Here is a 19,853-nt window from a genome sequence, read left to right as displayed (position 1 = left end):
AGAAACGCACACGCACCTCAATGACGTCATGGCGCAAACTCTCGAAGCGCTTCAGGTTGAGAATCTCGACGTTTCACTGGTGCGCGGGGCCAATCGTCTGCTGACCCGCGCCATGTCGCAGTGGGCATACGCGGCTTCGAACGACGATGGTGTGCTCTGTTACTCGGGCATTCGCTATGGCTCGCGCCTCGGAGACTACGAGTGTTGGGCTGTTTTTGCGGGTACGCAGCTCGACGAGCTCTCAGCGCAGTCCATCGAGAAATCGAACGAAGACCTCCAGTCAACGGCGCGCGTATTCGGGCTCACAATTCATTGACTTAAGCCTCGTCGGGTGGCGGTGGCGGCGACGGATGCTGCGCCCGAGCCCATGACGATGGTGTAGTGGTTCGTGTTCGGCACTTCGGTGCTTTCGACCAGGGCCGGGTGCCGAAGCCCGAAGATCAGCGACGCGAACGCTCCCATGGAGTGCCCGACGACGGTGGCATGCCGGGCGCCGAGGTGATCGAGAACGTCGGCCAGATCATCCGCGTGCCGTGCCATGCCGAACGGCCCGGGCAGGGTTCGGCTGCCGCCTCGGCCACGCAGGTCGGGGGCGATGAGGTGAAACTCGGGCAGCAGGGCGGCCACTGTGCGCCACGCCTGATGCGAGGCCGTGATGCCGTGCACGGCGAGCACAACGGGTGCGTCGGCCGGGCCCCATTCGCCTACGGTCAGCGAACCCGGAACGGTGCTCAGGCGGTAGGTCATTGCGCGCTCCAGCCACCATCGATCGTGTACGACGCACCCGTGACCATGCCCGCGTGCGGCCCGGCGAGCCAGAGCGCCAGCGAGGCGACATCGGCCGGCTCGACCATGCGCTTGATGGGGTTGTGTTCGAGCAGCACCTTCTCGACCACCTCTGATTCTGAGATTTCGTGCACGCGCGCCTGGTCGGCCAGTTGCTTCTGCACCAGGGGTGTGTTCACGTAGCCCGGGTTGATGCAATTGCTGGTCACGCCGTGTTCGGCACCTTCGAGCGCGATGGTCTTCGAGAGACCTTCGAGCGCGTGTTTCGCGGTGACATAGGCGCTCTTGAAAGCCGACGCGCGCAGACCGTGCACGCTCGATACGTTGATGACCCGGCCGAATCCTCGCGAGTACATGCCGGGAAGCGCGGCGCGCACCAACAGAAACGGCGCCTCGACCATCAGCGTGAGAATCGTGTGAAATTGCCGTGGGTCGAAGTCTTCGATGGGGCTCACATGCTGGATGCCGGCGTTGTTCACGAGAATGTCGACGTCGAGCGGGCGTGCGTTGACAGACGGGTCGGCCAGCGCCTCGGTGTCGGTGAGGTCGACGGCCCACGCTTCGCCGCCGATGTCGTCGGCCACCCGTGCGGCGGCGTCGCCGGTCAGATCGGCCACGATCACGTGCGCGCCATGGGCGGCGAACTCCCTGGCGATCGCCTCGCCGATTCCGCTCGCGGCACCCGTCACGAGCGCTCTATAACCTTCGAGTTCTGTGGGCCCTTCGAGTTCTGTGGCCACGCTCACCGCTCCTTCGCGTTCTTTCGAGCCAATTCTAACGAGACGTCTGTATCGTGGTGCTCATGCGCATCGTGGCTCTCGAAGAGCACTTCGTTATTCCTGAAGTTGTAAAAGCATGGCAGGCGCTGCCCCCAGGGCGCATGACGTTCACCGGTGGCGCGGGCGACGATCCGCTCTCGCGCCGGCTGCTCGAGATCGGCGACGAGCGTCTCGCGGCGATGGATGATCAGGGCGTCGACGTTCAGGTGCTGTCGTTGACCTCACCGGGGGTGCAGTCACTCGACGCGGCCGACTCCGTGGCGGTTGCCCGCGACGCGAACGATGCCCTGGCCGAAGCCATCGCCAAGTATCCCGATCGCTTTCAGGGGTTTGCGTCTGTACCGACACCAGACCCTGAGGCCGCCCCGGCCGAACTCGAACGGGCCGTCACTCAGCTCGGCTTCGCCGGCGGGTTGATCAACGGCCGAACGGGAACGACTAACGCCGACGCGAGAGAGTTCGACGACCTCTACGCGACGGCCGCACGCCTCGGTGTGCCGCTCTATTTTCACCCGCAGACCCCGGTCGCCGGCGTTCGAGAGGCGTACTACTCGGGGCTCGGCGACAACGTCGATTACCTGCTCGCCAACGCGGGTATCGGTTGGCACTATGAGACAGGCATGCAGATACTGCGGATGATCTTCGGCGGTGTTTTCGACCGCAACCCCGACCTGCAAGTCGTCACTGGTCATTGGGGCGAGGTAGTGCTGTTCTTTCTCGAGCGCACGCAGCAATTGGCCACGGGATTGGGTGTCAAACTCGACCGCACGCTGGAAGAGTACGCGCGGCAGAACCTCTGGGTGACGGGCAGCGGCTTGCTTTCGCAGCGCTATCTCCGCTGGAGCACCGAGGTTCTGGGCGTCGACCGCATCATGAGCGCCGTCGACTACCCCTACGTCGACAATTCGGGTGGCGCAGCACGCCGTTTCATCGAGGATGCTCCGCTGAGCCTCGACGATAAAGAGGCCATCGGTTCGGGCAACTGGCAGCGTCTGCTGGCCCGGCGAACGTCGGCGGCGCAATCGGCAGAAAGCCGCGCGCAGTGACTCTGTTCGACGGTATCGAAAAAACGATCATCCACCCCCCGCCCTCGAGAGAGTTACTCTGCCAGCCGGAACGTGCTCACCGGAATCTCGCCGACGAGCCGGCGCGCAATGCCGACGGCGTTGTCTTCGCTCACCTGATGCGAGCTGACGAGCGACGCGAGGTACGCCGCATCTGACCGGCGCGACATGTCGTGCCGGGCGGGAATGGAGCAGAACGCCCGGGTGTCGTCGATGAACCCCGAGGTCTTGGTGAACCCGGCGCTGTCGGTGATGGCCGAACGGTACCGGGCGATGCCGGCCGGGGAGTCGAGAAACCACCACGGCGCCCCCGCGTACACCGACGGGTAGAACCCCGCGAGCGGAGCGATCTCGCGTGAGAATGCCGTCTCATCGACGGTGAACAGCACCAGCCGAAACGTGGAGTTCGTGCCGAAATCACGCAAGATCGGCGTGAGTGGGCGCGTGTAGTGCGTCGGCTCGGGCAGATCGTGGCCGGTGTCTGGCCCGAAGCGGTCGAAGGTGGGCTGGTGGTGGTTGCGCAACACCCCGGGGTGCAGCTGCATCACCAGACCGTCTTCACTCGCCATTGCGGCGAGCTGGTAGAGCATGTTGTGCCGGTACGCCGTGGCTTCACCAGCCGAGAGCGAACCGCGAAGGGCCGCCGCGTGCAGCCGCTCGGCATCGGCGACCTCGAGCGGTTCGGAGCCTGCGTCGACCACCCCGGTGTCGGTGGCCGTAGCTCCCGCGGCCGCGAAATACGCTCGCCGAGAGCGCAGCGCTTCGAGCAACCCGGCATACGTCGACGTGTCGATGCCGCTCACCGCGCCCAGCCGTTCGAGGTTCGCCGGCCAAGCGGTTTCGTTCGCGTGCATGTACCGGTCGGCGCGAAAGGTCGGAACGACCCGTCCGGCGAACGTCGGGTCGTTTCGCAACGCCAGATGCGCGGCCAGATCGTCGGCCGGGTCATCGGTTGTGGCGAGCACCGCGATGCGAAAACGCTCGAACAATGCGCGGGGCCTGAACTCCTCGGTCGCGAGGGTCTCGACCAACTGGTCGTAGAGCGCGTCGGCCGATGCGGGCGACGGATGCTCGGCGAGCCCGAAGACCGAGCTGAACTCTGTCTCGAACCAGTACCGCACAGGGGTTCCCAGAAACACGTTCCAGTTCTCGCACAGCCGCCGCCAGATCTCGCGGCCCGAAACGGATGTCTCCGTTGACGCAGCCGCAGACGCAGCCGCAGCCGCTGACGACGCCCCGGCCCCGGAAGCGCCGACGGGCCGCACCCCGAGCTGATCGAGCGGAACGCCCACCGCGTGCAACAGTCTCAGCGCGTAGTGGTCGGGGGTGATGAGCAGGGCGGCGGGGTCGGGAAAGTGGTTGTTGTCGAGCAGCAGCCGGGCATCCACGTGCCCGTGCGGGCTGTAGATGGGTGCGTCGGCAACTTCGGCGTACAAGCGCCGAGCGATGTCCCGTTCGCCGGGGTCGGCAGGAAAAAGGCGGTCGGGGTGCGGAAGCAGCGCGGTCATGGGCGCCCTCTCTCGTGAGGAACCGGCCCGGTGGAGGCGCGCACGGTCAGGTGGGTCGGCAGGGTTGCGCGGTCGCGCATTCCCGAAACGGTGGTGGAGTCGAGCCTCGCGAGCAGCATCGACACGGCAACACGCCCGGCCTGCTCGATGGGCGCCGTCAGTGTGGTCAGCGGCGGGTTGCAGAAGTCGGCGCCGAAGATGTCGTCGCAGCCTACGATGCTGAGTTGCTCGGGTACGCTGACGCCGCGTTCACGCAAACGCATCAGCATGCCGATGGCCAGCAGATCGTTGAAGGCGACGCAGGCGGTGACCCCGCTGTTCAGCGCGGCGTCGGCCGCGGCGGCACCGGCGGCTTTCTTGGGTGAGAACGGCCCGATGCGCTGAGGCTCGACGCCGTGGCGTTCGGTGGCGCGAACGAAGGCTCGCCAGCGGCCTTCGTTCGGCCACGAGGTTTCGGGCCCCGAGATGTAGGCGATCTTGCGATGGCCGAGCGAGATGAGATGCTCGACGGCCTGCAGAATTCCGCTCGGGGTGTCGATGAAGACGCTCGGCACCGACTTGGTCTGGCGGTTGATGGTCACCATGGGTACTTCGTGCGAGAGGGCCGCCAAACGGGCATCCGTGAGCCTGGAGGCGGCGAGAATGGCGCCGTCGAACGACCGCCGCAACTTCTGCAGGGTGAGGTCTTCGAGTTCGTCTGACTCTTCGGTGTCGACGAGCACCTGGGTGTACCCGGCGGCCTTGAGCTGGCGCTGGGTGCCTCGAATGAGGTCGAAGTAGAAGGGATTCGTGACGTCGGCCACGAATACGGCGACGGCGCGAGTGCGGCCGGAGATCAGAGCTCTGGCCTGCGAATTCGGTGAGTAGTCGAGATCGCGAGCGGCTTGTTCGATGCGTTCACGGGTCACGGAGTTCACGCGGGCGGGGTTCGACAGCGCACGCGAAACGGTCGAAATGGCCACACCGGCGGCCGAAGCCACGTCGGCAAGGGTCGCCGCACGGGGCCAGCTGACGTCGTCGGCAGGGCTCATATGCCGATCAAACCACACGATGGCAAATTATGGCAAACGATTGCGTGTGTGAATTCTCAGTGTTTAGAGTCGACCAACCCCGCTCGGCTCACAGCTCTGCCGAGGGGTTCACACACCCATTGACTCAAGGGAGAGTTGACATGAGAGTTCGACCTACGCTGGCCGCAATCGCGGGCATCGCGGTTCTCGGCCTAGCGCTGCAGGGCTGTACCGGTTCAAGTTCAAACACGTCATCGACGGGCGGGGCGGTGAACGGCGCCGGCAAAACACTCGATGTGCTGGTCGCGGCCAACACGCTGTACCCCGACGCGCAGAAGCAGTGGTTCTCCGATGTCTCAGCCCAGTTTCAGAAAGAAACCGGTGCCACCGTCAAGTTCGAGACCTTCGCGACCACCAACGACGAGCTGACCAAGATTCAGACCGCGGTCGTCTCAGGCCAGGGCCCCGACATCTACAACCTCGGCACCACCTTCACCCCAACCGCCTACTCAACGGGCGCCTTCGTTACCATGACCGACGACGACTGGAACAAGGTCGGCGGCCGAGACCGGTTCGTTCCGGCGACGCTCGGCATCTCGGGCCCCGATGACAACGACCAGATCGGCATTCCGTTCGCCAGCCGGCCCTTCGTCATGGCGTACAACAAAGACCTGCTCGCGGCGGCAGGCATCGACAAGCCCGCCACCACCTGGGACGGCCTCGCGCAGCAGGCGCAGAAGCTGACCTCGGGCGACACCTACGGCCTCGCCGTGGCCTACGCCGACAGCTTCGACCCGTGGAAGTTCATTTGGGGCATGTCGATTCAGGCCGGCAACCCCATCATCGATGGCAAGACCGCTCGCATCGATGACCCGGTCACCGAGAAGGCCTACCAGAGCTACTTCGGCTGGCTGACCACTCAGCACGCGGTCGACCCGGCCTCGGTGAGCTGGAAGAACGCTCAGGCGGTCGCTGCCTTCGCCGCGGGCAAGGCAGCGTTCTTGCCCATGACCTCGGCCACGTCGAAAGTGACGCTCGACAAATCTGCTGTGGCTGGCCATTATGCGTACGCACTGCTGCCGACCATCCCGCCCGGCCAGACGAGCCTGCCCTCGGGTGGCAAAGCGGCTACGAGCATCATCTCGGGTGACAACACCGTGGTGGCGAAGTATTCGCAGAATCAAGACCTCGACTTCGCCCTCATTAAGATGCTGACGAGCGCCGACAACCAGACCGATTACTACAAGCGGTTCGGCGAGCTGCCCACCAACCAAGAGGCGGCAACAGCGCTCGAAACCGGCAACGCCGATCTCGCACCCATTCTCGACTCGTCGGCGCAGTCGGTGGGCACGCCGTTCAGCGGAGCATGGGGCGATACTCAGCTCGCCCTGGTCAACGTGGTGGTGCAGTCGATACCGTCGCTCTCCAGCGGCTCGGTCAGCGACTCCGATCTCGAGACGCAGCTGAAGGCCGCTCAAGCGACATCGCAAGCCTCGCTCGATAAGGCGAAGTAGACCAGATGTCATTACAGTCTGCGAAACGTCGTCGCACTCTCAGCACGAGAAATAGACCGCTGTGGATGCTCGGCCCAGGCTTAGTGCTGATGGCGCTCGTCATCATCATTCCCCTCGGCCTCGCGCTCTACATGTCATTGCTCGATCTCGACCAGTACACGCTTCGCAGCTGGCTGCAGGCACCATTTATCGGCCTTCAGAACTACGTGGAGGCGGTGACCGCATCGCCGCTGCTTCGGTCGATCTGGATCAGCGTCTCGTACGCCGTGGTGGTGTCTCTTGTCACCCTTCCGGTCGGTGTCGCCGCCGCGTTGGCCACGCAGAACAGGTTCAAGGGCCGGGCGCTCGTTCGCTCTGTCTTCTTGATTCCGTACATTCTGCCGGCCTTCGTGGTGGGTACCGTCTGGCGCACCATGATGCAGCAGGGCGGTGTGATCGACAGTGCCTTGGGCTCTGCGGGAGTGCACACCGGTCTGTGGCTGAACGGCCCGCAGAGTTATTGGACTCTGATCATCGTGCAGGCCTGGTCGAGCTGGCCGTTCTTCTACCTGCTCGTGCTGGCTGGTCTGCAGTCGGTCGACTCCGAGGTGCATGAGGCCGCTGCGCTCGACGGAGCGGGCTGGTGGATCAAGCTCCGCTACGTGATCTTTCCCTACCTGCGCGGCCCCATCGCGTTGGCGCTGATCATCTCGTTGCTCCACAACATCAACAGCTTCACTTTGCCGTTCGTGATGTTCGGGGTGCCGGCCCCGCAAGACGTGCAGGTCTTGTCGGTGCTCACCTACGTCACGAGCTTTCAGAGCTTTCGCTTCGGGCTGAGTGCCGCCATGGCGGTCGCCTCACTCATCATCGTGGCGATACCGCTGTTCGTCTACTTGCGAGCCGTACGGCTCGACACCGGAGAAGAAGGGAAACGCGCATGACGCAGTCTGTTCTCGCGCCGCCGGCCATTGCGGCTGCCACACCTCGAGTCGGCAGCCCCGCCCGGGTGTCGGTGCGCCGAAATGACGACGTCACGCGGTTGCTGCCTCGGCCGTTGCTGGTGGTCATCATCGTGGTACTGCTCGCTGTGGTGCTCATTCCCGTGCTCTACATCTTCTTCGCGTCGGTGAACTCCGACACCGGAGTGGCCAGTGGGCAGTTCTTTCCCACCGAGTTTCATCTCGACAACTACCTCTTGATCTGGAACACGGTCGATCTCGGTACCGGGCTGGTGAACAGCGTCATCGTCTGTGGTGCGGTGGCGGTGGTTTGCGCGTTCGTCGCGGTGGGCAGCGCCTACGTGCTGGTGCGGTTCGTGTTCAGGGGGCGTGCAACGTATCTTCGTGCGCTGTTGGGGCTGCAGAGCATCCCGGGCACATTGATGCTTTTGCCCGTGTTCGTGCTGTTCGCCAGCGTGGGCACGGCCCTCGGGGTACCGATCATCGGTACCCGGGGCGCGCTGTTCGTCACCTACCTCACGTTCGCACTGCCGTTCTCGACCTGGGTCATGGTGACCTACCTGCGCGGTCTGCCGCGCGAGCTCGAAGAGGCGGCGAGAATCGATGGGGCATCGTCGTGGCGCATTCTGACGCGCATCGTGGTTCCGTTGAGCTGGCCCGGCATTGTGGTCTCGGCCATCTTCGCCTTTCTGCTCGGCTGGAACGACGTGCTGTTCGCGTCGGTGCTGACCAACTCAGACACCCGCACCGCTGCCGTTGCGCTGCAGGTTTTCGGGGCGACGCAAGAGGGTGGAGCGATTCCGCTCTACGGCCAGATGATGGCAGCCTCGCTTGTGTGTGCGCTACCGGTTGTTGTTCTGTATCTCGTTTTTCAGCGCTACCTCGTTGGTGGGCTGACCGCAGGAGGAGTGAAATGAGCTGGAAGCTCTCAGGGTTCGGCGACGAAATCGACGTCGAACCCGTTGTACAAGTGACCGTGCTGAAGGCGCTGGGCGCCAACCACATCGAAGTGCGCAGTGCCTGGGGCACGAACATCGTCGACCTTAGCGCGACCCAACTCAACGGGTTGGCACGGGTGTTCGACGAGCGGGGCGTTCAGGTTTCGGCCATCGCTTCGCCCATCGGCAAGGTCGACGTGACACTGCCGGTCGAGCACGAAGTCGAGCGGCTCGGGCGCGCCATCGCGGCCGCCCACCGGCTGGGCACCCCGTACATCAGAATCTTCTCGTTCTTTCGCGGCGAGGGTGTCAGCGTCTCGAGCATTCGAGACGAGGTGCTGCTCAGGATGCGCGCGCTCGCCGATCTGGCAGAACGCGAAGACATCACGCTGCTGCACGAAAACGAGAAAGACATCTACGGCGATACGCCCGAGCGGGTGCTCGACATCATCGAATCGGTGGGGTCGCCGAACCTGGTGGCGGCGTGGGACAGTGCGAATTTCGTGCAGGTGGGGGTCGAGCATCCCTTCGACCAGGGGTATGCGCTGCTGCGGCCGTATCTGCGCTATCTGCAGGTGAAAGACGCGCTGACCGCCACGAGCGGTGTCGTTCCTGCTGGCGAGGGTGACGGGCAGGTGCGCGAGACGCTCGCCGCTTTGCTGGCCGATGGGTACGAGGGCTTTGTGTCGCTCGAGCCCCACTTGGCCGACACGAATAGTCTCGGCGGCTTCTCGGGGCCGGCCGAATTCGGGCGGGCAGCCCGCGCGCTGTTGAGACTGACCGACGAACTGGGAGTACAGACGGTATGAGCCACCTTACGAATGCGGCGGCTTCGGCCGCGGCTCCGGATGCTCGGCCGGGCTCGGGCGCAGAATCGGGTGCGGGCGCGGGCGCGGGCGCGGGCTCGGTCGCGGGCGCGGGCTCTTGTGCTGGCGCTGGTGCTTCTGCGCCGCTGACCGTGGCCATTGTGGGCTGCGGTGTCATCGGTGTGAACCACGCCAGGGCCATCGGGCGGCAGCCCGGGCTGAAGCTCGTGGCGCTTGTCGACGAGCTACCAGAAGCCGCTACCGCGCTGGCCGAGCTGGTTGAGAGCGAGGGGGGTGAACGGCCCCGCGAATACGGGAGTTTGGGCGAGGCGCTCGCCGGGCATCCGCTCGACCTCGTAGCTGTCTGCACGCCGAGCGGACTGCATGTGGCGCTCGCTGAAGAGGCGCTTGCCTCAGGGGCGCACGTTGTCATCGAGAAGCCGCTCGACGTGTCGATGCCTCGTGCACGGCGGATCGCCGAACTCGCGGCTGAGGCCGAGGCGCGTGGGCAGGTGGTGTCGGTGATCAGCCAGCACCGGTTCGACCCAGCGTCGGTCGTCGTGGCGCGCGCCGCGCAGGAGGGGGCGTTCGGGCGCATCACCAGCGGGGTGGCGTCGGTGGCCTGGTGGCGCAGCCAGCAGTATTACGACTCCGGTCAGTGGCGCGGAACGTGGAATCTCGACGGCGGCGGCGCAGTGATGAACCAGGGGGTGCACACGGTCGATCTGCTGGTGTGGTTCTTGGGTCGACCGGTGGAGATTTTCGCGCGCACCGCGTTACTGGCGCACGAGCGGGTCGAGGTCGAAGACATTGCGGTGGCGACCATTTCGTTCGAGTCGGGGGCTCTCGCTGTGCTGCACGCGACGACGGCCGCGTATCCCGAGCTGTCTGCGCGGGTGCAGGTACACGGGTCGCGGGGGTCGGCGATCATCGACGACAATCTGCTCGACTACTTCTACGCGTCGGGTGGTTCGGGTGGCTCTGGCGCGGATGCCTCGGGCGGTGATGCGGGTGCGTCTGTTCCAGGCAGCGCCGGCGGCTCCGGCTCGGGCGGTGCCGGCGGCGAGTGGGATGCGAGCGGCAAGTCTGCCGTGAACCAGGCCGCCGACGTGGTCGCCGCCGATCAGCTCCGTGGCGCCGAGCTGGCCGCAGACCGGTTCATCGTGGGGCACCTGCGGCAGTACGACGACATCGTCGATGCCATCCGCGCCGGCCGCCAGCCTGGCGTTCGCGTCGGAGATGCCCTCATTTCGCTCGCAGTCGTGCGCGCGGTCTACGTCTCGGCGACGCTCGGTCACGCCGTGGCGTTCGATGACATTCTGAACGGAACCCACGACGATGTCGTCGTGAGCACGGGAGCAAGCTCATGAAATTCTCTGTCTTCACCGCCTCGACTCCCGAGTGGAGCCCCGAGCAGGCAGCCACGATTCTGGCCGCCCAGGGCTGGGATGGCATCGAATGGCGCATCACCGACCAAGACGCCGCCGACGTTCCGGGTTTCTGGGCGGGCAACCGGGCTTCGTGGCCGCTGACCGGGCTCGAAGATCAGCTCGCGCGCATCTCCGACATCACGGCGGCGGCCGGGCTCGAGTTCTCCGGAATCGGCGGTTACGCCCGTTGCGACAACCACGCAGATGTCGAACGGATGCTCGCGGCCACCGCAACTCTCGGCGCTCGCCAGGTGCGCGTCACCATGCCGCCCCTGGGCGGGGCCGACTATCGCGAGTTGTTCACCAGCGCGCGGGCCGACCTCGAGTGGGTGGCCGAGCGGGCCGCGGCGCACGGAGTTCGCGCGCTCATCGAGCTGCACCACCGCACCATCACGTCGTCAGCCTCGGCCGCGATTCGGCTGATCGATAGGCTCGACCCTTCTGCCGTCGGGGTGATTCACGACCTCGGCAACCTCATCATCGAGGGGCATGAAGACTTCACGGCGGCGTTTCAGATGCTCGGGCCGTACCTCGCGCACGTGCACGTCAAGAACGTGCGATGGGTTGCTGCCGGCGCCGGTGCCGCCGCCGCCGGCGCCGCCGCCGAGGCCGAGGCCGAGGGCACGGTGCGCTGGCACGAAGAATGGGCGCCGCTGCCGACTGGTCAAGGCGACGTCGAGGCCTACTTCGAGGCGCTCAGCCGGCACGGATACGATGACTGGGTGACCGTCGAAGACTTCTCTACCGAGCTTCCGCTCGAACAGCGAACCGCCCAGAACCTCTCGTACCTGAAGGCGATCGAGGCGCGAACCGCCGTGACCCATGCGGCCTGATACCGTTCGGGTCGTGCACCTGGGTCTCGGGGCATTCCACCGCGCCCATCAGGCGTGGTACACCCAGCTCGCGAATGATGTCGCTCAGCCGGGGGAGGGGTGGGGCATCCACTCGTTCACCGGGCGAAGCCCTGCTCTGGCCGACGCGCTGACCGCTCAAGACTGCCGGTACACGCTCATCGAGCGCGCCAGTGAGGGTGACAGCGGGCAGATCATTGAGAGCATCGTTCGGGCCAGTGACGGGGGCGATGGCATCCGTTGGTGTGAGGCTGTGGCCGACCCCGCGGTGGGCGTTCTGACGCTCACGGTCACTGAGGCCGGCTATTGTCGCGGCGCCGATGGCGGGCTCGACTGGGCCCTGCCCGCGGTGCAAGCCGACCTCGAGTTTCTCCTGGCTCCTTCGTCTGAGGGCTCGCGGGATGCCGCCGCATCGGCGCACGTCGGCGCTGACGGCGCCCTCTCGCGCGCCGCGCAGGCTCGCGACAGTGCCGCAATCGAGCACGAGGCCGCATCGTCGAAGCGGGATTCCGCCACGACCGCACCGGGCCGCATCGTCGACGGGCTGCGCGCACGTCGCGCGGCCGGCTCAGGCGGCCTCGCCGTGGTGAGCTGCGACAACCTCAACGGCAACGGTGCGGTCACCCGCCAGGTCGTGCTCGAGTTCGCGGCGCGGCTCGACCCGGCCTTGGCCGACTGGATCGACGCCACCGTCTCGTTCGTCTCCACCATGGTCGACCGCATCACCCCCGCAACCACTCCGCTCGACCAACAGACGGCCTTCGAACTCACCGGCCTCGCTGACGCGGTACCGGTCGTCACCGAACCCTTCAGCGAGTGGATTCTCAGCGGCGCCTTCCCGGCCGGCCGCCCGAACTGGGGTTCGGTCGGAGCGCGATTCGTCACCGACATCGAGCCGTACGAGCAGCGCAAACTCTGGCTGCTGAACGCCGGGCACTCCCTGCTCGCGTACCGCGGTCTTCTGCTCGGTCACGCCACCATCGCCGAGGCGATGAACGACGCCTCCTGCCGAGAGGCCCTCGAAGCACTCTGGGCAGAGGCGCGCGAGATCGTGCCCTTCGACGCCGAAACCGTCGATACCGCGCTTGCCGCCCTGCGCTCACGCTTCACCAATGCCCGCATCGAGCACCGCCTCGAACAGATCGCGCGCGATGGCGCCCTCAAGCTGCCCATTCGCGTGGCCGACGTCATCCGTCGTCGCATCGCCGCAGGCCTGCCGCCCGGCTCCGCGGAGTGCGGCGTCATCGCGTCGTGGGCGCTCTTCACCGACGTAGCGGATGCCCGTTCGGGCGCCCCCGCCCCCTCCGTAGCCGAGGCAGTACTCGCCACCATCGCCCCCGATCTCACCGCGCACCACGACGTTCTCGCGCAGGTCACCCAGCACGTATCCTCCTGGCAGTCCGCCCTCGCTTCTCACTGATCGCGCGAATTATCGCGGTATAAATGGTTATACTGGGCCCATGAAGACAGCTATCTCTGTTCCGGTCGGTGACTTCGAGCGGTTTGAGCGTGTAGCCGACAAGCACGGCATGAATCGGTCGGAGTTCTATCGTGTTGCCGCCCAACGACTCGCCGACGAGCTCGAGGGTGAGTCTGAATTGACGGCGATCGCAAACGCGGTGCTGGCGCGCGCCGACCAGCCTGCGAGCGAAGGTCTGTTCGTGCGCGAATCTGAACGGCTCTTGCGCGAAAACATCGAATGGTAGCGGCTCGTGGCGATATCGTCTGGATTGATTTCGGCTCACCCAGGGGCTCCGAACCGGCGAAGCTGCGACCAGCGATTGTTCTTCAAGAGAATTGGCTTCTGGCAACGAATATCGCTACCGTGCAGGTCGTTCCGATGACGTCGAATACGCAACTGGAGGCGTTTCCAGGAAACGTGCTCATCCCGGCCGAAGCGTCGGGGCTCGAGCGAGATTCGGTTGCTGTCGTTTCGCAGGTCGGGCCGGTCGGGCGCGAATTTCTCGACCCATATGCAGCTGGTCATGTTCCTGCCTATCTCTTGTCAGAGATTGGCTCAGGCATCCGCCTGGTGCTCGGTGTCTGACCACGCCCGGCAGCGCCCGCCCCAGCTTTCGGGCGGCCAGCAACAACGCGTCGCACTCGTGACGCAGCCCGAGCTACTCATCGCTGACGAGCCCACCGAACGCTGCATCTGCGCGACGGCCGTGTGACAGAAGCCGTATGACCGAACCCGTGTGACCGAACCCGTACGAGGGCCGATGTGAGCCCCAGTCAGAGGGGTTGCGCGGCGTGGCAATGCGAGTAAGAATTCACGTGAGTTCCTAGCTTGGCGTGAGCTTTACAGCGCGCGCTCTTACCGTGGGTCGCAGTCCCTCCGCACGTGATCGTTCGCGCGCGCTTACCGGAGACTGACGATGGCACAGCCCACCACAGGCAAACCGCCCCACCCTCTCGCGTCAGAAAGCGTCGGCGACGCGACAACAGACATGTTCGCCCGGTGGATGCACGAAACCGAAGCCATTGGCAACGACTCGGCTTCCGGCAGCCCTTCCAACCACCGCACAGCTGTCGTCGCAGCGTGTATCGCGGGTCTCATCGTGGCCGTCACCCTGGCGATCGTCTTCTGGCCCGACGAGCTGCGAGGGCTGGTGGCGCCACCCTCCGCTTCGCCGTCAGACCCGATCGCTGAGCAGGCTCCGCCGGTGCCGAGCGAGAGTGACCCCGCAGGAGTCGCAGACGCGCTCACACCAACACGGGCATCCGCTGGCCTGCAACTGACCGAGAACTCAGCGCTCAGACTGAACTCGGGCGCAGAAACGCAACTGATCGACGGCCAGGTGGATGCCCGGCTCATCTTGGTTCTCGCAGTGCTTCTCTCAGACCACACACTCACGGTCGCCGACTTTCCCCAGGCAGAGGAATCCGTGACCGGCTTGCGCAACGCCGTCGTGATCACCCAACTCGACGGTTCTGACCTGGTGAGCAACGCCCAGGCGCGCGTCGACGCCACGTCTTTATTGCTGACGTTCACGCCGCCCGTGGCGCCCACCCAGGTCACGATGACCGACGACGGAATTCTCGCCCTCGTCGACGGGCCGGAACCGCCTGGACTCTTGGCTACTCCCGCGGCGGCCTCTTCAGCTCCCTAACCACGAAAGGATCACCATGCACACTCGGAATGTTCTGGCTCCGGCGGTCGCTCTCGCCGCCCTCATCGGCCTGCTCTTCGCCGCACCGGCATCGGCGCTGGCCAGTGCCGCCCGCACTTCAGGGTCGACCACCACCGCTTCTGCCCCGAACGCGGCATCTGGTACGGGCTGGGTGCGCCTGGCGCATCTCTCGCCCGACACCGCTGGCGTCGATATTCAGCTGACCGCGCTCACCGGGGGCAAGGTGGTCGAGTCGCTGACCGACGTTGTCTACGGGCAGGTGTCGAACTACCTGGCCCTGCCGCAGGGCACGTACGTGGTCTCGATGGCGTCGACGGGGCAGAGCATGACAACCCCGGTCATCCAAACCTCTATCAACATCACAGCAGGCCAGCCCATCACGGTTGCCGCCTACGGTAAAAACGCTGATGTGCGGTCGGTGGTGTTCACCGATGATCTCACTGCGCCCGGCACCGGGCAGTCACGCGTTCGGGTCGTGCAGGCATCGACGAGCATTCCGACGGTCAACATCGCAACAACCACCGGCGTGGTGGTTGCCGCGGGTGCCGCAGAGGGCACGGCGACTCCGTACGCGAACGTGCCGGCGGGCGACTGGATGCTCGAACTCACGAGTGCATCGGGTGCATCGGGTGCATCGAATTCATCGAGCGCATCGACGGCAGAGGTGAGCCTGGCCCCGGGGTCGGTCTCGACCCTCTTCGTGCTCGACAACGCGAGCGGCGGCGTAACCGTCACGGCAGTCACCGATGCCTCAAGCGTGGGAGATCTGCCCACGGGCGGCATTCAGACCGGCGGGGGCGCGACGGGCGTACACGTTGCACACGCGCCGTCAGGTTTCTTGACCGTGCCCAGTGAGCTGACCGCGCAACGCGCACGGTGATGGGGAGCCGTTCGCACGTTCGCGGCTCAGCGGCGAGGCTGACGATTCGGCGCAGACTTCTGGTTGCCGGAGCCCTTCTCGGCGCCGCATTGGCCGGTCCCCTGAGTGCGTGCAGCGCAGCACCCGCGAATTCGGATTCGTCGTCGAGCGCTGTGGCCAGCTCATCCACAGCAGTGGCGCAATCGTCTGCTTCGCGAGGGGCGGTCGGTGCAAATCAAGATCCGTATCTCGCCCACGTTTCCACAGAACGGCAGAAGGGCATTACTCCCGTTCGCGTGCAGATTCCCGCCATCGCGGTCGACTCAGGGCTCGAGTCACTCAACCGAGACTCGACGGGCTGGATTCAGCCGCCCGTCGACTTCGACTCCGCCGGCTGGTACAGCGACGGGGTCGTACCGGGCGACATCGGGCCGGCCGTCATCGCCGGCCACATCGACTCGGCGGTCGCTCCAGCGGTCTTCGCTCGGCTTGCCGAGCTTCAGGTCGGGGCTCAGGTGCGGGTCACCCTGTCTGACCAGTCTTCGGTCACCTTCACCGTCGACCGCCTCGTGCAGGCGGCGAAGGCGCAATTTCCCACCGACGAGGTATACGGCCCCACCCCGACAGCGCAGCTGCGTCTCATCACCTGCGGCGGCGTCTTCGACGACTCCACCGGGCACTACGTCGACAACACCATCGTCTTCGCCACCCGCGCCCCACAGTAACGCTCGCTACGTGCGAAGGTATTCGGCGATCGTATGGGCGAAGCCGCGGGCGCGGCCGTTGTGGTTTGTATCGGTGACTCTGGCAGCAGATGTCGACGATTCAGGAGGGCATCACGTCGAGAGCGTCTTCGAGACCGATGAAGTCGTCAACGTTTCGGGTGATCAGCGACGCTCCGCGAGAGTGAGCGATCGAAGCGATCATGATGTCGACGATTCTGCCTCTCGGGCTCCTGCCGCGCATCAGCAGCAACTCTGTGAGGTAGCCGTAGCTCGTCGACGCTTGGTCGTCGAACGGAAGACCGGGGCCGTAAATGGCTTTGGCCCGATTCACTCGGAGGGAACGTTCGGCGTGTACCCGGCCGTTATCCAATGAAGTTGAGAGGCCGAACTGTAGCTCAGCGTACGAGATGGAAGTCACCAGGAAGGTGGTGTCGTCTGGCAGGTTCACACCAGCTTCTGCGATCAACACGTTCGTGTCGAGGATGCACTCGCTCATTGCCAAGGGTCATCCATATTCTCCCCGGCTCGAAGATCTCTGAGTTCGTCGGCCCATCCACTGTCGACGGGGGTGCTGTACAGAGACATTGCCTGCTCCCGGGTGGCACCACGAGGTCGCTCGGGCGGAATTAGTCTGGCGATGTCTCGGCCGTGATAGGTGACGTGGTATTCGTCACCGTTCTGAACGTCTCGCAGCGCTTCAGCGGGGTTTTGCCTCAGTTGTGCAGATGTGATGACTTTCTCCATGTCCCCCAGACTATCGTAATCTAGATAATTATCTAGATTACGATTACGCGGATGGCCGGCCGGAGAGTTCACGCACGTGCGGTAGGTGAGCCGCTCATCCTGCCTAGCGGTTGCCTCGGGCATCCCGGGCAGGGAGTCGACGTCCTTCGTTCTGATGAGTCATCGTGGGCGCAGGCCGTCGAGCAACAGGTCGAACATCCGACCTGTCTGCTCGTCGTCGCCGGGGGCGCCGGAGACGGCCAGAATTCCGGCGAGAGTCGCGCTGACGTCTGCTGCGGCGACGTCGCTGCGCAGGTCTCCGGCCTCGGCGCCGGCCGAGAGGAAGGTTGAAACCACAGTCGTCAATTCGGCGCGCATGTCGCTTCGTTGCAGTGTTCCCGCGGTGAGTGCTTTCTGAAGCGTCTCGATCATGCCGTGCTTCGTCGCGGCCCATTCGATGAAGAGATCCATCCATTCACGAAATGCTTCTGCTGGTTGGTGGTTCGCCAGAGCCTCGGCGGCGCCTGATCTGAGGCGCTCGACTTGGTCGAGGTAGACGGCCTCGACCAGAGCTTCTTTCGAAGGAAAATGCCGATAGAGCGTGCCGATTCCGACGCCCGCCTGTTTCGCTATGGCGTTGAGAGTAACGTTTTCCTCGCCGGCAGCGAAGGCCTCCGTTGCGGCAGTGATCAACTTCTGGCGGTTTCTCCGCCCTTCCGCTATGCGGGCGCGCGGCCGATCGGTATTTTCCAAGCTCACGTTGCGGAGCCTACTCCGATTGGATACTCTTCCCAAGTCGGAGCATTCTCCGATTAGCGATCAGGGTCGACGAGGTCGGCATCACTGGCATCACTGAAAGAGGTTTTTCCATGCGCGTGCTCGTCATTGTGGGCTACGGTCCCGGCATTTCACATGCAACCGCCGAACGGTTCGGGCGTGAAGGGTATTCGGTAGCCCTCGTCGCGAGAAACAGCGAGCGACTCGCCGAAGGCGTGTCTCGACTGACGGCGAGTGGCATAAAAGCCCAGGCCTTCCAAGCGGATGCGGCAGACCCAGATTCCCTCAGCGTCGCGCTGGCCGCCATCCGCACCGAAATGGGCGCGCCGTCGACGCTGCTGTGGACCGCGTTCCGCAGCGGTGACGTCAAAGACGTCCTCCAAACCAGACCTCAAGACATCGAGCGCGTCTTCGATATCGGAGTCAGGGGTTTACTCGCCTGCGTTCAAGACATCGTCGAAGATCTCAAGCAGTCGACCGGATCAGCAATTCTGGTCGCGAACGGCGCCCTCGGCGAGGCCAGCTCAGAGGCGGACTCCTTGGCCAAATACCTCAACAATGACGGCGTCGGCCTCGAGAACGCGGCAAAGACCAAACTGGTCGGCATCCTCGCTGAGCGCCTGCGCGAATTCGAAATCTACGTCGGTGAAATAACGATCGCGGGATCAGTAGCAGGCACCGCCACAGCCAGCCCGACGGCCATCGAGCCATCGGTCATCGCTCAGACCTTCTGGTCGATGACCGAACAGCGAACCACCACCCGAGTGCGAATGGCCGAGTAACTCAGTCAGCGATCGTGAAACGTTGCCTTCGGGTGTGGCGAGAACGGCAGAATGACGAGGCCGTCAGGAGGCGTTGGCGGGTCGGGATGCGCGTGCCGGGGTGATGACGCGGCGGCTGATGCGCCACCGCCCATCGTGGCGGCGCAGGGTGTCGGCATAAGTGACGGCGTGCGGCGAACCGTCGGCCATGATCATCAGCCCCTTCGACAGCGCCGCTGCCTCGGTGTCGTCTGTGCCGGTGATCACGATGTTCGTCACGAAATGTGCCAGCGGGGCGTGACCGCTGTGGGCCATTCCTGCTGCAGCGGCGCGAATCTCGTCCATTCCCGTGAACGCGCCCATGCCTGACGCGGTCATGTCGTAGACCGCGTCAGGAGTGAACAGCTCTTCGAGCCGGTCAAGCTGGTTCTCGTCGGAGATGTGCGCGTGCAGTGCAAGAGTTTCGGTGATCTCGTAGCGGTCGTCGGTGGTCAGCATAATGAGTCCTTCGGTAAATGGTACTGAGTACCGTAGCACACTCAAAACCTGTTGGATGCACGTACCTTTCTGTATAGACTGGCCTCATGTCTGAGGTCGTCGCCGCACCCGAGTCGTTGACCGTGCGCAAGAAACGCCGTGCGCAGCAGAGCATCGTCGATGCCGCTGACGAACTCTTTCGCGCCCATGGCTTTGAGAACGTTTCGGTCACCGACATCGCCGCTCGAGCCGAGGTCGGCCGCACGACGTTCTTCCGTTATTTCGGCGACAAAGCCGAAGTCGTTTTCGCCCACGAACAGCGGATGCTCGACACGATCACCGACATCGCCTCTCACGATTCCGTCGAAATCGCCTACACTCCCGCCGAGGCGATCGACCAGCTGCAACCCATCGTGCTCGAGTTGTGCGCGCAGGCGAGCGCCGACCCTGCTGGGTACACGCTGCACTATGAACTGATCGCGAAGCATCTCGAACTCCGGGCTCGGGATGCCCTCAAAACGCAACTCATCGCTGACACCTTGAGCGACCTTCTCGTCTCCCGCGGAACACCCGAAAACGTAGCCATCTTCGCCGCCCAAATCGCCCTCGCCTGCGCCCAAACCGCACGACGACGCACAAGCAATCCGCGCACCCTCGTCACCGAGACCCGCGTCGCCTTCGAGCAAGTTCACCTTCGCGCCTGACCCGCGCCAAACGGGGCTCTGCCGAGCGGAGACCTCTGCCTCGACGCGCGTGAGCGTGCGTGTGCA

25 protein-coding genes are annotated in these 19,853 nt (G+C 64.7%); 17 read left to right on the top strand and 8 right to left on the bottom strand.

Annotated elements, in window-relative coordinates:
• Positions 1-28 precede the first annotated feature (28 nt).
• On the top strand, positions 29-316 hold the full coding sequence (locus tag IEX24_RS19510; RefSeq protein ID WP_203585883.1) for a hypothetical protein: 288 nt from the start codon (positions 29-31) through the stop codon (positions 314-316).
• Here the strand turns inward: IEX24_RS19510 and IEX24_RS05775 are convergent.
• Positions 310-747, bottom strand: coding sequence for an alpha/beta fold hydrolase (locus IEX24_RS05775; protein ID WP_188675171.1), 438 nt, complete (start codon positions 745-747; stop codon positions 310-312). The two genes, IEX24_RS19510 and IEX24_RS05775, sit on opposite strands and share 7 nt — an antisense overlap.
• On the bottom strand, positions 744-1,526 hold the full coding sequence (locus tag IEX24_RS05770; protein WP_188675168.1) for a 3-hydroxybutyrate dehydrogenase: 783 nt from the start codon (positions 1,524-1,526) through the stop codon (positions 744-746). The genes IEX24_RS05775 and IEX24_RS05770 overlap by 4 nt, the downstream gene beginning before the upstream one ends.
• Positions 1,527-1,588: 62 nt before the next feature.
• Between IEX24_RS05770 and IEX24_RS05765 the strand changes: the two genes are divergently transcribed.
• Entirely contained in the window at positions 1,589-2,611 is a 1,023-nt protein-coding gene (locus tag IEX24_RS05765; protein ID WP_229715121.1) for an amidohydrolase family protein, read from the top strand.
• A 53-nt stretch (positions 2,612-2,664) separates the two neighbouring features.
• Here IEX24_RS05765 and uxaC read toward each other — a convergent pair whose 3' ends face one another.
• The gene (gene uxaC, locus IEX24_RS05760; protein ID WP_188675165.1) at positions 2,665-4,137 is read right to left on the bottom strand and encodes a glucuronate isomerase; all 1,473 of its coding nucleotides are present in this window, start codon (positions 4,135-4,137) and stop codon (positions 2,665-2,667) included.
• Positions 4,134-5,168, bottom strand: a complete 1,035-nt coding sequence (locus IEX24_RS05755) for a LacI family DNA-binding transcriptional regulator (protein WP_188675162.1) — start codon at positions 5,166-5,168, stop codon at positions 4,134-4,136. The genes uxaC and IEX24_RS05755 overlap by 4 nt, the downstream gene beginning before the upstream one ends.
• Positions 5,169-5,308: 140 nt before the next feature.
• Between IEX24_RS05755 and IEX24_RS05750 the strand changes: the two genes are divergently transcribed.
• The 13 genes from IEX24_RS05750 to IEX24_RS19835 all read left to right on the top strand — a co-directional run bounded on the left by IEX24_RS05750 (position 5,309) and on the right by IEX24_RS19835 (position 16,345).
• Positions 5,309-6,661: a sugar ABC transporter substrate-binding protein gene (locus IEX24_RS05750; RefSeq protein WP_188675160.1), complete on the top strand. Its 1,353-nt coding sequence runs from the start codon at positions 5,309-5,311 to the stop codon at positions 6,659-6,661.
• Positions 6,662-6,666: 5 nt separating this feature from the next.
• The gene (locus tag IEX24_RS05745) at positions 6,667-7,584 is read left to right on the top strand and encodes a carbohydrate ABC transporter permease (RefSeq protein ID WP_188675157.1); all 918 of its coding nucleotides are present in this window, start codon (positions 6,667-6,669) and stop codon (positions 7,582-7,584) included.
• Entirely contained in the window at positions 7,581-8,519 is a 939-nt protein-coding gene (locus tag IEX24_RS05740) for a carbohydrate ABC transporter permease (protein WP_188675155.1), read from the top strand. The genes IEX24_RS05745 and IEX24_RS05740 overlap by 4 nt, the downstream gene beginning before the upstream one ends.
• Positions 8,516-9,349 carry a sugar phosphate isomerase/epimerase family protein gene (locus IEX24_RS05735; protein WP_188675152.1) on the top strand — a complete coding sequence of 278 codons (834 nt, stop codon included), beginning with the start codon at positions 8,516-8,518 and terminating at the stop codon, positions 9,347-9,349. The genes IEX24_RS05740 and IEX24_RS05735 overlap by 4 nt, the downstream gene beginning before the upstream one ends.
• A complete protein-coding gene (locus tag IEX24_RS05730; RefSeq protein ID WP_188675149.1) occupies positions 9,346-10,716 on the top strand; it encodes a Gfo/Idh/MocA family oxidoreductase in 1,371 nt (456 codons plus the stop codon). The genes IEX24_RS05735 and IEX24_RS05730 overlap by 4 nt, the downstream gene beginning before the upstream one ends.
• Positions 10,713-11,609 carry a sugar phosphate isomerase/epimerase family protein gene (locus IEX24_RS05725; protein ID WP_188675147.1) on the top strand — a complete coding sequence of 299 codons (897 nt, stop codon included), beginning with the start codon at positions 10,713-10,715 and terminating at the stop codon, positions 11,607-11,609. Before IEX24_RS05730 ends, IEX24_RS05725 begins: the two co-directional genes overlap by 4 nt.
• Positions 11,610-11,622: 13 nt before the next feature.
• Complete coding sequence (locus IEX24_RS05720) at positions 11,623-13,047, top strand: mannitol dehydrogenase family protein (protein ID WP_229715120.1); 1,425 nt, start codon at positions 11,623-11,625, stop codon at positions 13,045-13,047.
• 40 nt (positions 13,048-13,087) lie between these two features.
• Positions 13,088-13,333 carry a CopG family transcriptional regulator gene (locus IEX24_RS05715; protein ID WP_188675144.1) on the top strand — a complete coding sequence of 82 codons (246 nt, stop codon included), beginning with the start codon at positions 13,088-13,090 and terminating at the stop codon, positions 13,331-13,333.
• Positions 13,327-13,674 carry a type II toxin-antitoxin system PemK/MazF family toxin gene (locus IEX24_RS05710; protein WP_188675141.1) on the top strand — a complete coding sequence of 116 codons (348 nt, stop codon included), beginning with the start codon at positions 13,327-13,329 and terminating at the stop codon, positions 13,672-13,674. Before IEX24_RS05715 ends, IEX24_RS05710 begins: the two co-directional genes overlap by 7 nt.
• Entirely contained in the window at positions 13,667-13,801 is a 135-nt protein-coding gene (locus IEX24_RS19505; RefSeq protein WP_307821259.1) for an ATP-binding cassette domain-containing protein, read from the top strand. The genes IEX24_RS05710 and IEX24_RS19505 overlap by 8 nt, the downstream gene beginning before the upstream one ends.
• 204 nt (positions 13,802-14,005) lie before the next feature.
• Positions 14,006-14,740, top strand: coding sequence for a hypothetical protein (locus tag IEX24_RS05700; protein ID WP_188675135.1), 735 nt, complete (start codon positions 14,006-14,008; stop codon positions 14,738-14,740).
• 16 nt (positions 14,741-14,756) lie between these two features.
• Positions 14,757-15,641: a DUF4397 domain-containing protein gene (locus IEX24_RS05695; protein ID WP_188675132.1), complete on the top strand. Its 885-nt coding sequence runs from the start codon at positions 14,757-14,759 to the stop codon at positions 15,639-15,641.
• Positions 15,641-16,345, top strand: coding sequence for a class F sortase (locus IEX24_RS19835; RefSeq protein WP_239082785.1), 705 nt, complete (start codon positions 15,641-15,643; stop codon positions 16,343-16,345). The genes IEX24_RS05695 and IEX24_RS19835 overlap by 1 nt, the downstream gene beginning before the upstream one ends.
• Positions 16,346-16,445: 100 nt before the next feature.
• On the opposite strand, the gene IEX24_RS05685 is transcribed toward IEX24_RS19835, so the two are convergent.
• From IEX24_RS05685 to IEX24_RS05675, 3 genes are all read right to left on the bottom strand, one after another.
• Positions 16,446-16,841, bottom strand: coding sequence for a PIN domain-containing protein (locus IEX24_RS05685; RefSeq protein ID WP_188675125.1), 396 nt, complete (start codon positions 16,839-16,841; stop codon positions 16,446-16,448).
• Positions 16,838-17,089, bottom strand: a complete 252-nt coding sequence (locus tag IEX24_RS05680) for a type II toxin-antitoxin system Phd/YefM family antitoxin (RefSeq protein ID WP_188675123.1) — start codon at positions 17,087-17,089, stop codon at positions 16,838-16,840. The genes IEX24_RS05685 and IEX24_RS05680 overlap by 4 nt, the downstream gene beginning before the upstream one ends.
• Before the next feature lie 159 nt (positions 17,090-17,248).
• The gene (locus IEX24_RS05675) at positions 17,249-17,827 is read right to left on the bottom strand and encodes a TetR/AcrR family transcriptional regulator (RefSeq protein ID WP_188675120.1); all 579 of its coding nucleotides are present in this window, start codon (positions 17,825-17,827) and stop codon (positions 17,249-17,251) included.
• Positions 17,828-17,937: 110 nt separating this feature from the next.
• On the opposite strand from IEX24_RS05675, the gene IEX24_RS05670 reads away from it, so the two are divergent.
• Positions 17,938-18,627, top strand: coding sequence for an SDR family NAD(P)-dependent oxidoreductase (locus IEX24_RS05670; protein ID WP_188675117.1), 690 nt, complete (start codon positions 17,938-17,940; stop codon positions 18,625-18,627).
• Between the two features lie 63 nt (positions 18,628-18,690).
• Here IEX24_RS05670 and IEX24_RS05665 read toward each other — a convergent pair whose 3' ends face one another.
• Positions 18,691-19,104 carry a nuclear transport factor 2 family protein gene (locus tag IEX24_RS05665; protein WP_188675115.1) on the bottom strand — a complete coding sequence of 138 codons (414 nt, stop codon included), beginning with the start codon at positions 19,102-19,104 and terminating at the stop codon, positions 18,691-18,693.
• Positions 19,105-19,190: 86 nt separating this feature from the next.
• Here IEX24_RS05665 and IEX24_RS05660 point away from each other — a divergent pair, with 86 nt between their 5' ends.
• Positions 19,191-19,787: a TetR/AcrR family transcriptional regulator gene (locus tag IEX24_RS05660; RefSeq protein ID WP_188675113.1), complete on the top strand. Its 597-nt coding sequence runs from the start codon at positions 19,191-19,193 to the stop codon at positions 19,785-19,787.
• The last annotated feature ends 66 nt before the right edge of the window (positions 19,788-19,853 follow it).

Origin of the sequence: Subtercola lobariae (genome assembly GCF_014640255.1) — a bacterium.
GTDB lineage: Bacteria > Actinomycetota > Actinomycetes > Actinomycetales > Microbacteriaceae > Subtercola > Subtercola lobariae.
The sequence above is the reverse complement of the archived record's forward strand: the minus strand, read 5'-3'. Positions and strand labels throughout refer to the sequence as shown.

What these genes read in the sequence shown, in the direction of transcription:
- IEX24_RS19510 (WP_203585883.1), top strand. Translation starts at nt 29, where the DNA reads ATGGCGCAAACTCTCGAAGCGCTTCAGGTTGAGAATCTCGACGTTTCA.
- IEX24_RS05775 (WP_188675171.1), bottom strand. Translation starts at nt 747, where the DNA reads ATGACCTACCGCCTGAGCACCGTTCCGGGTTCGCTGACCGTAGGCGAA.
- IEX24_RS05765 (WP_229715121.1), top strand. Translation starts at nt 1,589, where the DNA reads ATGCGCATCGTGGCTCTCGAAGAGCACTTCGTTATTCCTGAAGTTGTA.
- uxaC (WP_188675165.1), bottom strand. Translation starts at nt 4,137, where the DNA reads ATGACCGCGCTGCTTCCGCACCCCGACCGCCTTTTTCCTGCCGACCCC.
- IEX24_RS05755 (WP_188675162.1), bottom strand. Translation starts at nt 5,168, where the DNA reads ATGAGCCCTGCCGACGACGTCAGCTGGCCCCGTGCGGCGACCCTTGCC.
- IEX24_RS05750 (WP_188675160.1), top strand. Translation starts at nt 5,309, where the DNA reads ATGAGAGTTCGACCTACGCTGGCCGCAATCGCGGGCATCGCGGTTCTC.
- IEX24_RS05745 (WP_188675157.1), top strand. Translation starts at nt 6,667, where the DNA reads ATGTCATTACAGTCTGCGAAACGTCGTCGCACTCTCAGCACGAGAAAT.
- IEX24_RS05740 (WP_188675155.1), top strand. Translation starts at nt 7,581, where the DNA reads ATGACGCAGTCTGTTCTCGCGCCGCCGGCCATTGCGGCTGCCACACCT.
- IEX24_RS05735 (WP_188675152.1), top strand. Translation starts at nt 8,516, where the DNA reads ATGAGCTGGAAGCTCTCAGGGTTCGGCGACGAAATCGACGTCGAACCC.
- IEX24_RS05730 (WP_188675149.1), top strand. Translation starts at nt 9,346, where the DNA reads ATGAGCCACCTTACGAATGCGGCGGCTTCGGCCGCGGCTCCGGATGCT.
- IEX24_RS05725 (WP_188675147.1), top strand. Translation starts at nt 10,713, where the DNA reads ATGAAATTCTCTGTCTTCACCGCCTCGACTCCCGAGTGGAGCCCCGAG.
- IEX24_RS05715 (WP_188675144.1), top strand. Translation starts at nt 13,088, where the DNA reads ATGAAGACAGCTATCTCTGTTCCGGTCGGTGACTTCGAGCGGTTTGAG.
- IEX24_RS05710 (WP_188675141.1), top strand. Translation starts at nt 13,327, where the DNA reads ATGGTAGCGGCTCGTGGCGATATCGTCTGGATTGATTTCGGCTCACCC.
- IEX24_RS05700 (WP_188675135.1), top strand. Translation starts at nt 14,006, where the DNA reads ATGGCACAGCCCACCACAGGCAAACCGCCCCACCCTCTCGCGTCAGAA.
- IEX24_RS05695 (WP_188675132.1), top strand. Translation starts at nt 14,757, where the DNA reads ATGCACACTCGGAATGTTCTGGCTCCGGCGGTCGCTCTCGCCGCCCTC.
- IEX24_RS19835 (WP_239082785.1), top strand. Translation starts at nt 15,641, where the DNA reads ATGGGGAGCCGTTCGCACGTTCGCGGCTCAGCGGCGAGGCTGACGATT.
- IEX24_RS05685 (WP_188675125.1), bottom strand. Translation starts at nt 16,841, where the DNA reads ATGAGCGAGTGCATCCTCGACACGAACGTGTTGATCGCAGAAGCTGGT.
- IEX24_RS05680 (WP_188675123.1), bottom strand. Translation starts at nt 17,089, where the DNA reads ATGGAGAAAGTCATCACATCTGCACAACTGAGGCAAAACCCCGCTGAA.
- IEX24_RS05670 (WP_188675117.1), top strand. Translation starts at nt 17,938, where the DNA reads ATGCGCGTGCTCGTCATTGTGGGCTACGGTCCCGGCATTTCACATGCA.
- IEX24_RS05665 (WP_188675115.1), bottom strand. Translation starts at nt 19,104, where the DNA reads ATGCTGACCACCGACGACCGCTACGAGATCACCGAAACTCTTGCACTG.
- IEX24_RS05660 (WP_188675113.1), top strand. Translation starts at nt 19,191, where the DNA reads ATGTCTGAGGTCGTCGCCGCACCCGAGTCGTTGACCGTGCGCAAGAAA.